Genomic DNA, 12,386 nt, shown 5'->3' on the forward strand with positions numbered 1-12,386 from the left:
GCCGGGTTAGAACGGGTAATTGAGGAGTTAGTCTCTTAGTCTATCTAGTATGAGTAACCGGGGACTCGAAAATTTAGTAACTGATCGCAACTGTTGGTTTCGCTTGAGTATTCTTCCGTTTCAAGATCAACGGGGTAATACTCATAGCCGTCTTGATCACAACATTCTAATTCGATCAAGGGTTCAGCATTTTCGGATTCTTCTTTATAGAATAAAAAACGGTTTTCTTCGCATCTATCTAAAGGTTGAAAGTCCGTCACAGGTGTCAGGTATTGATCACGTCCAGAAATGGCTCTAGGGTTGGCAAAATTAGACACTTGTTGCAGTCCATCATAAGCCGCAACGGGAGCTGGAACTTCGATATACTCGATTTGATCTCCGCGATCAATCAGTAGTCCCAATTGACCATTATTGTGACCAACCGCAACAATCTGACTTAAATCTATTTTCGTTAGTTTCATGGAAATTCTCCTGAAGCCCTATCTGATCAATTTCAGTTTTGACCCCTAACTCTCTAAAAGTCTATCATTTTTTGATTTTTAAGTCAACTTTTTGAGAGTAACAACACAGATGTAACAGTATGAAGAACTTCTGTTAAGCTTTACTCAATCTTTCTCTGTAAAAGAGATGTTACAACTTCAGCCTATCCCGTTTTGGGGTTCAAAATGGCTGTAAACTTTTAACAGTAAGAACAGATCACAGAGTTTGAGGAGATTTTCGGGAGAGTTGAGGCGTTAAGATATCAGAAATTGCAGAAAGATCTGACACAAAAATGCGCTTCTGGTTATATCATGTAAAAAACAACGAAATTACGTGTTAGGATTGTTTAACTAAGTTCGGAGTAGACTAATGGCAAAATCAGCAACAGAGAAAGCATCAATAGCTCNAGATATCAGAAATTGCAGAAAGATCTGACACAAAAATGCGCTTCTGGTTATATCATGTAAAAAACAACGAAATTACGTGTTAGGATTGTTTAACTAAGTTCGGAGTAGACTAATGGCAAAATCAGCAACAGAGAAAGCATCAATAGCTCCACTGACGGGAAAAGCTTTACTTCAGAAAGTTAAGTCGCTTGGTAATATGCCAAGACGAGAGACTGCTAAACTTTGTGGCTATTACACCACCACAAAAGATGAGCAAATGCGGGCGAATATGACGGAATTTTACGACGCGCTGTTAGCCGCGAAGGGAATTTCCTTAGATCCCGGTCGAACAGATGGTCGAGGTAGAGAAGCCAGTTATCGGGCTTGCGTACATAAAAATGGATCTCTGGTTATTGGTGCTAACTACACCCAAGCAATGGGCTTAAGACCGGGTGATCAATTTGAAATTCGCTTAGGTCATAAGCATATTCACCTCATTCAGGTTGATGCGAAATCCGGTCAAGAGTTAGACGAAGACGAAGAAGAATAAATTCGCTGATTCATTTCTATGTGATTGACGAAAACAGTTAAATCTGTAGCCCAAGTGCCTCATAAGTTATGAGGTATGGGCTACGGGGTTAATTTATATATCATTCGAGATTAATCTTGAGAAGCAAAGCATGGTGATCATTCATCAGTTTATCTCCGTTGAAACCCAAGCCGGGATAAGCATTTACAACATTACACCGGAGATTGTAAGCCGTCTAGAGTCGAGTGGGATTAGCAACGGCCAAGTCCTGATTTTCTCCCGACACACCACAACAGCCTTAGTGATTAATGAGGATGAAGAACGGTTATTAGAGGATATCAAAGTCCACCTGAAAACCTTAGCCCCTGCTGATGCCAAATACCTGCATAACGATCTACACTTAAGAGACGTTCCCCCCGATGAACCGATCAACGCTCACTCCCATTTAATGGCGATGATGCTAAGTACCAGCGAAGTCATTCCAGTGGTAGAAGGAAAACTCGGTTTAGGAACTTGGCAGTCCGTGTTATTTTTGGAGTTAGACGGGCCACGAACACGCAGCGTATCCCTACAAATCATGGGAGAATAAAGCAAAAGACTTGACAAAATTTAAAAAATAGGTAAATGATTAGTCTAGAGATCTGACTCATGGCTAGATTTTTATGCTGGAACTCCTAAACCTGTTTGATGTGAGTTTCTATCTGAACCAACATTCGGATGCTATAGAAGTAGTAGAAAATACAGTATTAAACCGCCAACTCGATCATTGCCGACTCAAAGATCAGTTTGCCGACTGTCACCCCCATTTGTTTGAAGCGAAACAACAAGAGCAACGTCGATCTCCAGAGATTACCAAAGCCATACAACTCCGTAAACTATACTCAGGACTTGATCCTCACCTCCAATGGAGTAAAATTACAGAACAGCTCGTAATACCCCCATTGAACGAGCGCATTGCTCGCCACAATCACCCCAAGATAGATTCTATTCATTCTCTCATTTCTGAAAAAATTGTTAGAGGACTCACACCCTTAATTGATCCAGAAAAATCAGCGATCCGCGATCGCACCACTCAAACGGTGATTCTCTGGAATGAAGCCACCCAGCAAGCCATCCGCAACACTTCTCCCGGCCCAACGGTGTCTTCTCGCGCCTATTCAGTCGTGCATACCGCCATGTTTGATGCTTGGGCGAGTTATGATCCCGTAGCCATCGGTACCCAACTCGCAGATCAGCTACAGCGTCCCCAGGATGAAAACACCCTCTCTAATAAAAGTGAAGCCATCAGTTATGCTGCCTACAGCACCCTGATCGACTTATTCCCGACTCAACAGCAAGTCTTTGATGATCTGATGCAGCAACTCGGCTTATTCCCGACAACTGCGATCGCCAGCCCCCAAACCCCCAGAGGAATTGGACAAGCGGCCAGCACTGCTGTGCTTCGCTTTTGCCACAAGGACGGATCAAACCAATTAAACAGCTACGCAGACACAACGAGTTATCAACCCGTTAACCCTTCGGAGAGTCTAAGCGACCTCAACCGTTGGCAACCCCTACGAGTTCCCCTCAACGACCCCAAAGGCCGCCTACAAGCCTTCCTAACGCCTCACTGGGGGACTGTTATCCCCTTCGGTTTAACCTCCGGTTCCCAATTTCGACCCCCCGCCCCGCCTGACTTGGCAACACCGCTATACCGTCAACGAGTCCAGGAAATCTTAGACTACAACGCCAACCTCACCGATGAACACAAAATAATCGCCGAATATTGGGAAGACGGCCCCGGAACCTCTTTTCCTCCCGGTAAATGGATGGCTATTGGGCAGTATATTTCCCAACGCGATAACCATAGTCTCGATGAAGATGTCAAACTATTTTTTATGCTTGCCAACGCCCTTTTTGATGCGGGAATTGCGGCTTGGGACTCCAAACGGTTCTATGATTATATTCGCCCTGTATCGGCTATTCGTAGCCTGTTTAACGGTCAACAAATTCAAGCTTGGGCAGGCCCCGGTAAAGGCACACAAACCATTGACGGTAGCCAGTGGCACCCCTACCAACGCCTGAATGATCCGACTCCCCCTTTTCCCGAATATGTCTCGGGACACAGCAGCTACAGCGCCGCCGCCGCCGAAGTGTTAAAACGGTATACTAAAAGTGATCACTTTGGGGCTTCCTATACCGCCCCCGTTGGAAGTTCCCGCTTTGAACCTGGTATTACCCCTACTGAAGAAATAACACTTTCCTGGCCGACTTTTTCCGCCGCCGCCGATCAAGCCGGAATTTCTCGGTTGTATGGTGGGATTCATTTTCGCGATGGCGACTTAAACGGACGTCAACTCGGACGAAAAGTTGGGGAAACAGTCTGGAATAAAGCCCAAACCTTCATTAATGGAGGAGGTAGGAGCGGGTTTATCTTAATGAAGCGAGAAGACCCGCGCCATAAATAAAATGTTGGCGACGGGACGGGGCGTTTAAAGTGCGGAATTCAATTCCGCACACAGCCCCTCATGAATCGCTACCAAACAAACAACTTACAAGTTTCGTGGTAAACTGTAAGACATGGTTGAAAAAGCTCTCAAATTTAGGTTCTATCCAACTCCTGAACAGGAAGATCTGTTGAGGAGGACATTGGGGTGCGTCCGTCTGGTGTACAACAAAGCACTGGCGGCGCGAACCGAAGCGTGGTATAAACAGAAAGAGCGGGTAGGGTATTCTCAAACTTCTTCGATGCTGACAAAGTGGAAAAAAGAGGAGGAATTAGACTTTTTAAACGAGGTCAGTAGTGTTCCGCTTCAGCAGAGTTTAAGGCACTTGCAAACCGCTTTTACCAACTTCTTTGCGGGTCGGACAAAATATCCCAACTTCAAGAAAAAACGTAACGGTGGAAGTGCGGAATTNTTTAGGTTCTATCCAACTCCTGAACAGGAAGATCTGTTGAGGAGGACATTGGGGTGCGTCCGTCTGGTGTACAACAAAGCACTGGCGGCGCGAACCGAAGCGTGGTATAAACAGAAAGAGCGGGTAGGGTATTCTCAAACCTCATCAATGCTAACGGAGTGGAAAAAAGAGGAGGAATTAGACTTTTTAAACGAGGTCAGTAGTGTTCCGCTTCAGCAGAGTTTAAGGCACTTGCAAACCGCTTTTACCAACTTCTTTGCAGGTCGAACAAAGTACCCGAACTTTAAGAAAAAACGCTTAGGTGGAAGTGCCGAATTTAGTAAAGCTGCATTTAAGTGGAGAGATGGTCAAGTCTACATTGCCAAGTGCTTTGAACCTTTGCCGATTCGATGGAGTCGTCAACTACCAAAGGGATGCAGTCCTTCTACTATCACAGTCAAGTTAGACCCCAGCAGTAGATGGTTTGTATCTTTGAGAATTGACGATCCAGTAGACCACAAACTAAAACCCATCGATAAAAAAGTGGGGATAGATCTTGGCATCACCAGTCTGTTCACCACGTCTGATGGTGTGAAAGTTTCTAATCCCAAGCACTTTGATAAGCTATATAAAAAACTCCGACTCGCTCAAAAGTCTTTAAGCCGGAAAATCAAAGGCTCAAAAAACCGAGAGAGAGCAAGAGTTAAAGTAGCTCGAATTNGTTCACCACGTCTGATGGTGTGAAAGTTTCTAATCCCAAGCACTTTGATAAGCTATATAAAAAACTCCGACTCGCTCAAAAGTCTTTAAGCCGGAAAATCAAAGGCTCAAAAAACCGAGAGAGAGCAAGAGTTAAAGTAGCTCGAATTCAAGCTAAAATTGCCGATTGCAGGCGCGACAAAACTCACAAGTTAACGACTCAACTTATTCGTGAAAATCAAACGATAGCTGTTGAAGACTTGGCTGTGAAGAACATGGTGAAAAATCACAAGTTAGCCAGAGCAATCAGCGATGCGAACTGGGGAGAACTTGTCCGACAACTCACTTACAAAGCTGAGTGGTACGGAAGAGAATTAATCAAAATAGANGAAAAAATGCCGTTGAATATCAGAGAGTGGGATTGTCCTAAGTGCAATTCTCACCACGACCGCGATATTAACGCCTCAATTAATATTTTGGCTGCGGGACTCGCAGTGTCAGTCTGTGGAGCCACCGTAAGAGCCGAACAGAATAAATCTGTTAAGCCAGGTGCGAAAAGCTCTTCTTTGAAGAGAAAGAAGCAGAAACCCAAGTTGTGAGGCTTGGGAATCCCGCGCCAAAAACGAATGTGTTGGCGTGTGGTCGGAGGTCAACATTGATCAGGACAATAATCCTCTAAAATAAAGTCCAAATCTCAGTAAACTTAGGGCAATGAATTCCCCTTCTCTACGAACTTTAGGTGTGCCTCCCAATGCTTGGGGCGTGACAGATGCGATCGCGGATCTGACTCGTCCGGTTGTTGAACCTCAACCTATTACCCTCGCTACGGAAACAAAAACCCTGCGACTAGACTTAGCCAAAGCTGCTATTTTAGTCATTGATATGCAAAATGATTTCTGTCATCCTGATGGTTGGTTAGCCCATATAGGGGTAGATGTCACGCCCGCCCGTCAACCCATCGAACCTTTACAAAAGCTTTTACCCGTGTTGCGATCGGCAAATGTTCCCGTTATTTGGATCAACTGGGGAAATCGGCCTGATTTACTGAATATTAGTCCAGCAACGCTTCATGTTTATAATCCTACAGGCGAAGGGGTGGGTTTAGGTGATCCCTTACCCAAAAATAATTCACCCGTTTTACAAGCCGGAAGTTGGGCGGCGGCGGTTGTTGATGAACTCGAACAAAAACCGGAAGATATTCGAGTTGATAAATACCGCATGAGTGGCTTTTGGGATACGCCGCTTGATAGTATTTTACGAAATTTAGGCAAAACTACGTTATTTTTTGCCGGGGTAAATGCCGATCAATGTGTGATGGCAACGTTGCAAGATGCCAACTTTTTGGGCTATGACTGTATTTTAGTTAAAGATGGCACTGCAACCACATCACCTGAATATTGTTGGCAAGCGACGCTTTATAATGTTAACCAATGTTTTGGTTTTATTTGCGACTCGGAAGGGATTTCGCAAGCGATCGCCCAACTTTAAATATATAAAAACCCGGTAACTTTTGAGAAACCGGGTTTTTTAGGGCTTACAGTTATACTTGACCGGACTGAAAACCGTTATAATTATTGCTGTTTTAATTATTGCTTTTTCCAACAGAATTTAGGGAATAAACCCACTAAGAATAAAGCAACTAACGCTGAAGGTTCAGGAATTTCTTGGGCGACTTCCGGTTCAGCATAAATAAAATCATCAGTTGCTACTAAGTCTATCCCATTTTCGGGGTCATCAGCCGGGCCGGATGTAATTGTGTTACTGTCAAGATCGACATCAAAAATGGTATTGTTGCCTAAAATAAGTTCAACCTCAGTGATCACAGGTTCATCAAATAAAACCCCTAAAAAAGACGGTAGACCACTTCCGCCCGGTTCCACAAAATATTTCCCTAAACTGACTGAACCGTTTAAAAACTCAATACTACTGGTATTGGGAAGTTCAACATCAAGAAAAATCGCCCCAAAACCCCGAGTAGCAGCAGGGGTAGTGGTTCCGGCGAGAGTGAAACTTTGCTCAATTTCGTTGTCGTCTTCGCCAAAATGAACGAAAATATTATTGGGACTAAAAGCCGGAAACTGACCCGCCACACCGGAATTAACGCTTTCTAAACCATCGCCACTGACGATATAAACATCATCATACAAGGCACCGCGAGACAGAAAACGATCTTCAGGAATACCGACCACTTGATCAGGAACGATCACCTGAGTATTGCCGCCAAAATCGGTTCCATCTAATAATACACCATCCCAGTTGACCGTGCGAAATCCGCCGATTTGTGAGCCGATAGCAGTGGTATTATCCAACCCACCAATAGCGGCTTTCATCGCTGCAAAAGCGGTTGCTGCATTGTCACCCACACCACTAAACAAAGTCGCGGCTTGTGCTTTTTGAAAAGGGATAGACACTGCCAATATTCCCGTTAATGCGATGCACAACGGTTTAAAAGTAGTCATAAAATAATCTCCTAACTCTAACAAAATCTTGAGTAGTCGAGATGAAGCCTACTGTTGTGCATCTTAGCCTATAACGTTCTGTATGTTTAGTGAAACTCTCCAAGTTTTACATGAACTACCCTTCTGTAAAGATAATTTAGATAAATTTAAAGGAATTGTAAAATAGTCAAATTACCATTGCTGGACTTTAGTTTTAACAAAATAATTAATTTTAAATCCGAAAACTGGGAATGCGGTGATTTGAATGATTCCAAAAATCAACGTGATTTTTGATAGATATTTCAACAATTAATGTTTCAGGAATATGAACCTTTCTTTCAAAAACAAACTCCCCGTAATCAGCCAAGTCATCAAGACCGATAAAATTGAGGATAATCTCAGCTACTANGGACTTTAGTTTTAACAAAATAATTAATTTTAAATCCGAAAACTGGGAATGCGGTGATTTGAATGATTCCAAAAATCAACGTGATTTTTGATAGATATTTCAACAATTAATGTTTCAGGAATATGAACCTTTCTTTCAAAAACAAACTCCCCGTAATCAGCCAAGTCATCAAGACCGATAAAATTGAGGATAATCTCAGCTACTATCCAAATAAAAAACTTTAAAACAGACTGATTTAAGTATTCCATAGCCTCTCACATCCTTGATTAACCTCCATTGAGGAATCATCAAAAAATCAACAACTTAACCTCATCCTTATTTTAAATAAGACCTGAGATAAATTTCTTCTTTCTCCTGAGAGATTTCTGGGTCATCTCTTGGTGTCTCTGTGTCTTGGTGGTTTTATTCTATAAAATCAAAAAAATAAGCCTGATTTCTTCAAGAAACCCGGCGATAAAATTAACATAAATTTTTGAATCATTTATTCTCCGGCTGACCAAGGTTCCATAAACTTTGGATACAGCGTTAGTCCGCCATCAATATAAAGAGTTTGACCCGTAATATAAGACGCATCATCAGAAGCCAAAAAAGCCGTAATTGCAGCCATTTCTTCAGACGTTCCGACTCGTCCCATCGGAATATGCTGTTCAACTTCTTGTCTTTTTTTCTCATCTTCTGACCAAGAATTAATCGGTGTTGCCGTTGCGCCCGGTGCAATAGCATTAACCCGAATTCCATGTCTCGCATATTCTAAAGCCAGCGTTTTAGTCAGGTTTCCCATGCCCCCTTTACTAATAGAATAACTCACATATTGAGGTCGAGGAATAATCTCATGCACACTAGAAACATTAATAATTACACCGCCATTATTCTGTTTTAAAAACTGTTTAATCGCTGACCGAGAACACAAAAAAGCACCTCGGAGATTCACCGAAATAACTTGATCAAAATCCTCTGTTTTTACTTGATCAGAAGCTTCGGCGATTTGCATTCCCGCATTATTCACTAAGATATCTAAACTACCCAATTTCTCGACAACTTCACCACACATTCTGATAATATCTTGCTCGTTAGAAACATCACCTTCGACGGGTATATCTTTACCCCCACAGTCTCGAATTTGATTGCAAACTTGATCAATCATTTCTTCTGTATCTTGAACTTTTTCAGGATTTCCCCGATAATTAATCGCTACATTTGCCCCTTCTGTTGCAAAGCGAACAGCGATCGCCTGACCTATTCCAGAAGTAGCTCCAGTGATTAACACATTTTTCCCTTTCAACCCTTTCATTATGATTTTAATCCTCCTAATATTTATTCTTGAATATTTAACGAAAATCCCAGGGTTTAACCTGGGAAAAATTAGCGCATCAAAAGTTCAGACTAAAACCTATTCTTTCTCAGTTTTACTGTCCGAAGAAATCTTTAACCGCATCAACTACATTATCAGAAGTTCTTTCAAGATCATTGTGGGCTTCGCTGCTTTGACGTTGGATGTCGCCGACATTTTCTTGTGCTTTTCCTTGAGTTTGTTTGAGTGAACCTTCAGTTTTGGCTTGAGCTTCTTTCATATTTTGTTCTGCTGCTCCGACGGCTTGGCGTGCTTTACCTTCCACTTTATTTGCTGTACCTTCTCCCAATACATTGTCTACCATTGAAGAATTAGTTGCTAAGATAGAAGAAGTATTCAGACTCAGGGCTTGAGCCGGTAAAAATGAAGCGGTTAGTAAACCTGAACAAAATACAGCTAATGATACAAAAACACCAAATTTTAAAAGCAATTTACGAGCAAATCTCATAGTTTAATCTCCTCTGTTGATTTCACAACAGCTTCAGTATTTATCGTTGAATATTTGTTCCAACGTTTCACTTTCAGAATAAACGGGTTTGAGGTCAATTGACCTCACTCTTTAGAGAGAACTAAATTGGAGGTTTGTGGACATTTTTGGTCAATTTAACCCCTTTTAATCTCTCTCTAGATAGAGTGATTATTTTAAAATTTTTTGATATAGTTTTAGTTAGATAAAAAACGGTAAAACAGAAGATTAAATTAGGAGTATTTAACAAATGAGTTTAGAAGATAGAGTGGCAGCAACCGCTAAAAATTTAGAAGGAAAAGCTCAAGAAGCGATGGGAGAGTTTACCGGAGATCCCAAAGACAAAGCCGAAGGAAAAGCCAAGCAAACTGAGGCTCAACTTCAACAGACTGTTGAAAACATGAAAGATGAAGTCAAAAAGAAAATAGACTAACGGTCACAGCAGGCTTCGTCTGATTTTGCATAAGACAGAAAGGATCTAATTCATTTTAGGTCCTTTTTTCTGATGAAAATTTCACTCTCTTAAATTATACAGATTGAATTGAGTTTCAGAAAAGACATAAACCACTTCTGTTTCAATCACTTTAAAAACAACCCAAGTTCTTGAGTTCATTCTTTGAAGAATTTGATAAGTATTGATACTTATTTAATCTTCTCAAGCTGGTCAGATTGATCACATTTTGACGTTGAACTCACCCGTTTCTGTGTCATTAATTTAAACTTCCTAACAGTTTGTATACAATCCTAAAATAATATTTAAATCTTTTAAAAGATCGTGTATAATACAGCTAGCTTGTACTAGCTTATGCAATCTTCTCCTGAGCGTTGTGCCAGCAGTAGGATGCTGACCTGGGGCAAGCCTCACGAACCAGTCCGAAATAAGTGCCTTTTAGCCACTTGGGGGGATGCTTCGTTTTCCCTTGCTATGGACGATACTGAGTATGACTACGAAAGCTTTAACGAGTTTAGCTCACCAATTGGTTAAAAAACCCTATGTTTTAGCCGTCGATGATAATCAAGACAATTTACTTCTAATTGGTTGCGTCCTTGAAAATTTGGGTTATCCTTATCTGAGTGCGAGTAGCTCTCAAGAAGCTTTGTCCCTTTTAGAACATTACCAACCTCAGCTCATTTTACTTGACATTATATTACCGGATATTGACGGCTTACAACTTCTGGGTCACATTCGAGCCAATCACCGACTTGACCAAACCACTACAATTGCTGTAACGGGCTTGGCTTTCGGAAAAGATCGAGAACACTTACTCGCGAGCGGTTTTGATGACTACCTCAGTAAACCTTATCTGTTGAGCGATCTCGAAGATCTAATCTGTCGCCATCTTACAAAGCCTTCCGATTGTGCGTCCCGTCGTCCGAGGAAAATAAACCCGAAAACATCAGGGCCTCGCTTCAATTTCAACCCAAACGGTAGCAAGAAGCGGTTGCCAAGGAGTTTACGCGGGCAAAGGATCGATTCGCATGAATCTGGTGAACAAATGCAGTAATTCCCGCGGCATATCCTTTGGCAGCAAGCCATCGACAGGGTCGTCATGGCGAATCACCATGGCGCTGCTGCTGCGATCATCGACGCGGAAATAGTTCATCGCCCAGTCCGGAAAGGCACGTTCCGTGATATTCTCGCCCAGAATCTGGACCACGCCTTCGTGGCGATCATCAACCAGAATGCGATCAAAGATCTCGCGCACCTCGTCATAAGCACCCTCAAGAGCCTGCATGAAGTGACGGCCATTATGCGCCAGAAAGCCGGTGAGATACCGTTCATGATTGTTTGACTGAGACACATCCAGGATGCGACCGATATCCTCGGTACTCAGGCCGTCTTTAGCTGTGCTGACATAGACTAAACGATACATGAGACCGGATTAACCCAGCCCACACGGACCGCAATCGGATACAAGCCCGACGTGTTGTCGGATGGTAAACATCGCCGCGTGACGGGTGGTCATTTCAGCGCTGGAAGTTTCCGCCGTTCGCTGGCATATAGAAACGAAATCAAACCAATAGATCTGAAAGTGTATCCGGCATGGCCGAAGCAGACATCATGTTGCCAATGCGAACTGGCGAAATCCGCGTTCACGACGAAGCGGGATTCGAGGGCATGCGCAAAGCCGGTCGATTGGTCGCCGAATGCCTCGACATGCTGGTCGGTGAGGTGNCTTTTCGGCATGGTTTTATCGCCAATATCGATGTCACTGTCATTGTAGATGGCTGGCATGGGGATCATTCCCGCATGTATGCCGCGGGCGAGCCCAAGCGCATCGCGACGCGGCTGATGGATGTGACTTATGAATCACTGATGGCGGGCATTGCGGCGGTCAAACCCGGGAATCGCTTTGGTGATATCGGGGCGGCCATCTCCGAAGTGGCCCGCAAGAACCGGTTCTCTGTGGTTGAAGATTTCTGCGGACATGGCCTCGGCCAACTCTTCCATGATGAGCCGAACGTCGTTCACAGCGCCCGGGCCGGAACCGGGCCCGAGCTGAAAGAAGGCATGTTCTTCACAATCGAGCCCATGCTGAATGTTGGCCGCAAGGACGCTGCCATTCTCAGCGATGGCTGGACCGCCGTGACCCGCGATCGCAAGCTCTCAGCCCAGTTCGAGCACTCTGTCGGGGTCACCAAGGATTTTCGGATCGATTTTGATGAGCATAAACTTTATGTAAACCGACTGCTTTTTTAGAAAGTTGCTCTAATTCATCCCAATCTTTGAGACGATATAAAGCTAACGCT

General features: G+C 43.2%; 13 protein-coding genes and 4 pseudogenes. 11 read left to right on the top strand and 6 right to left on the bottom strand.

Annotated elements, in window-relative coordinates:
* Positions 1-44: 44 nt before the first annotated feature.
* Positions 45-461, bottom strand: a complete 417-nt coding sequence (locus WN50_RS18445; protein WP_049560152.1) for a hypothetical protein — start codon at positions 459-461, stop codon at positions 45-47.
* A gap of 538 nt (positions 462-999) precedes the next feature.
* Here WN50_RS18445 and WN50_RS18450 point away from each other — a divergent pair.
* The 8 genes and pseudogenes from WN50_RS18450 to WN50_RS18475 all read left to right on the top strand — a co-directional run bounded on the left by WN50_RS18450 (position 1,000) and on the right by WN50_RS18475 (position 6,459).
* Complete coding sequence (locus WN50_RS18450) at positions 1,000-1,416, top strand: AbrB family transcriptional regulator (protein WP_046278050.1); 417 nt, start codon at positions 1,000-1,002, stop codon at positions 1,414-1,416.
* A gap of 130 nt (positions 1,417-1,546) precedes the next feature.
* Positions 1,547-1,984: a secondary thiamine-phosphate synthase enzyme YjbQ gene (locus tag WN50_RS18455; protein WP_046278051.1), complete on the top strand. Its 438-nt coding sequence runs from the start codon at positions 1,547-1,549 to the stop codon at positions 1,982-1,984.
* 73 nt (positions 1,985-2,057) lie between these two features.
* On the top strand, positions 2,058-3,842 hold the full coding sequence (locus WN50_RS18460; protein ID WP_049560155.1) for a vanadium-dependent haloperoxidase: 1,785 nt from the start codon (positions 2,058-2,060) through the stop codon (positions 3,840-3,842).
* Between the two features lie 112 nt (positions 3,843-3,954).
* Positions 3,955-4,292, top strand: a 338-nt coding sequence (locus WN50_RS33465) for an RNA-guided endonuclease InsQ/TnpB family protein (RefSeq protein WP_152964861.1), incomplete at its 3' end; no start/stop codon positions are given.
* Position 4,293: 1 nt separating this feature from the next.
* Positions 4,294-4,992, top strand: a pseudogene (locus WN50_RS18465) (RNA-guided endonuclease InsQ/TnpB family protein); the annotation flags it as partial.
* A gap of 1 nt (position 4,993) precedes the next feature.
* Positions 4,994-5,359, top strand: a pseudogene (locus WN50_RS36380) (RNA-guided endonuclease TnpB family protein); the annotation flags it as partial.
* 1 nt (position 5,360) lies between these two features.
* Positions 5,361-5,570 (top strand): annotated as a pseudogene (locus WN50_RS36385) (zinc ribbon domain-containing protein); the annotation flags it as partial.
* Positions 5,571-5,682: 112 nt separating this feature from the next.
* Positions 5,683-6,459 carry a cysteine hydrolase family protein gene (locus WN50_RS18475; protein WP_046278053.1) on the top strand — a complete coding sequence of 259 codons (777 nt, stop codon included), beginning with the start codon at positions 5,683-5,685 and terminating at the stop codon, positions 6,457-6,459.
* Between the two features lie 98 nt (positions 6,460-6,557).
* Here WN50_RS18475 and WN50_RS18480 read toward each other — a convergent pair whose 3' ends face one another.
* From WN50_RS18480 to WN50_RS18500, 4 genes are all read right to left on the bottom strand, one after another.
* Complete coding sequence (locus WN50_RS18480) at positions 6,558-7,430, bottom strand: hypothetical protein (RefSeq protein WP_046278054.1); 873 nt, start codon at positions 7,428-7,430, stop codon at positions 6,558-6,560.
* A gap of 417 nt (positions 7,431-7,847) precedes the next feature.
* The gene (locus WN50_RS18490) at positions 7,848-8,066 is read right to left on the bottom strand and encodes a hypothetical protein (RefSeq protein WP_046278055.1); all 219 of its coding nucleotides are present in this window, start codon (positions 8,064-8,066) and stop codon (positions 7,848-7,850) included.
* Positions 8,067-8,299: 233 nt separating this feature from the next.
* Entirely contained in the window at positions 8,300-9,109 is an 810-nt protein-coding gene (locus tag WN50_RS18495; RefSeq protein ID WP_046278056.1) for a glucose 1-dehydrogenase, read from the bottom strand.
* A gap of 115 nt (positions 9,110-9,224) precedes the next feature.
* The gene (locus WN50_RS18500; protein WP_046278057.1) at positions 9,225-9,617 is read right to left on the bottom strand and encodes a CsbD family protein; all 393 of its coding nucleotides are present in this window, start codon (positions 9,615-9,617) and stop codon (positions 9,225-9,227) included.
* Between the two features lie 268 nt (positions 9,618-9,885).
* Between WN50_RS18500 and WN50_RS18505 the strand changes: the two genes are divergently transcribed.
* Together WN50_RS18505 and WN50_RS18510 are read left to right on the top strand one after the other, a co-directional pair.
* Positions 9,886-10,068 carry a CsbD family protein gene (locus WN50_RS18505; protein ID WP_046277414.1) on the top strand — a complete coding sequence of 61 codons (183 nt, stop codon included), beginning with the start codon at positions 9,886-9,888 and terminating at the stop codon, positions 10,066-10,068.
* Between the two features lie 508 nt (positions 10,069-10,576).
* Positions 10,577-11,140, top strand: coding sequence for a response regulator (locus WN50_RS18510; RefSeq protein ID WP_049560160.1), 564 nt, complete (start codon positions 10,577-10,579; stop codon positions 11,138-11,140).
* On the opposite strand, the gene WN50_RS32460 is transcribed toward WN50_RS18510, so the two are convergent.
* Positions 11,090-11,509 (bottom strand): BLUF domain-containing protein, encoded by a 420-nt coding sequence (locus WN50_RS32460; protein ID WP_072075604.1) that lies wholly within the window; start codon positions 11,507-11,509, stop codon positions 11,090-11,092. The two genes, WN50_RS18510 and WN50_RS32460, sit on opposite strands and share 51 nt — an antisense overlap.
* 303 nt (positions 11,510-11,812) lie before the next feature.
* On the opposite strand from WN50_RS32460, the pseudogene map reads away from it, so the two are divergent.
* A pseudogene (gene map, locus WN50_RS18520) lies at positions 11,813-12,336 on the top strand (type I methionyl aminopeptidase); the annotation flags it as partial.
* Between the last annotated feature and the right edge of the window lie 50 nt (positions 12,337-12,386).

The organism is Limnoraphis robusta CS-951, assembly GCF_000972705.2.

What these genes read in the sequence shown, in the direction of transcription:
- WN50_RS18460 (WP_049560155.1), top strand. Translation starts at nt 2,058, where the DNA reads ATGCTGGAACTCCTAAACCTGTTTGATGTGAGTTTCTATCTGAACCAA.
- WN50_RS32460 (WP_072075604.1), bottom strand. Translation starts at nt 11,509, where the DNA reads ATGTATCGTTTAGTCTATGTCAGCACAGCTAAAGACGGCCTGAGTACC.
- WN50_RS18510 (WP_049560160.1), top strand. Translation starts at nt 10,577, where the DNA reads ATGACTACGAAAGCTTTAACGAGTTTAGCTCACCAATTGGTTAAAAAA.
- WN50_RS18480 (WP_046278054.1), bottom strand. Translation starts at nt 7,430, where the DNA reads ATGACTACTTTTAAACCGTTGTGCATCGCATTAACGGGAATATTGGCA.
- WN50_RS18445 (WP_049560152.1), bottom strand. Translation starts at nt 461, where the DNA reads ATGAAACTAACGAAAATAGATTTAAGTCAGATTGTTGCGGTTGGTCAC.
- WN50_RS18490 (WP_046278055.1), bottom strand. Translation starts at nt 8,066, where the DNA reads ATGGAATACTTAAATCAGTCTGTTTTAAAGTTTTTTATTTGGATAGTA.
- WN50_RS18500 (WP_046278057.1), bottom strand. Translation starts at nt 9,617, where the DNA reads ATGAGATTTGCTCGTAAATTGCTTTTAAAATTTGGTGTTTTTGTATCA.
- WN50_RS18450 (WP_046278050.1), top strand. Translation starts at nt 1,000, where the DNA reads ATGGCAAAATCAGCAACAGAGAAAGCATCAATAGCTCCACTGACGGGA.
- WN50_RS18505 (WP_046277414.1), top strand. Translation starts at nt 9,886, where the DNA reads ATGAGTTTAGAAGATAGAGTGGCAGCAACCGCTAAAAATTTAGAAGGA.
- WN50_RS18455 (WP_046278051.1), top strand. Translation starts at nt 1,547, where the DNA reads ATGGTGATCATTCATCAGTTTATCTCCGTTGAAACCCAAGCCGGGATA.
- WN50_RS18475 (WP_046278053.1), top strand. Translation starts at nt 5,683, where the DNA reads ATGAATTCCCCTTCTCTACGAACTTTAGGTGTGCCTCCCAATGCTTGG.
- WN50_RS18495 (WP_046278056.1), bottom strand. Translation starts at nt 9,109, where the DNA reads ATGAAAGGGTTGAAAGGGAAAAATGTGTTAATCACTGGAGCTACTTCT.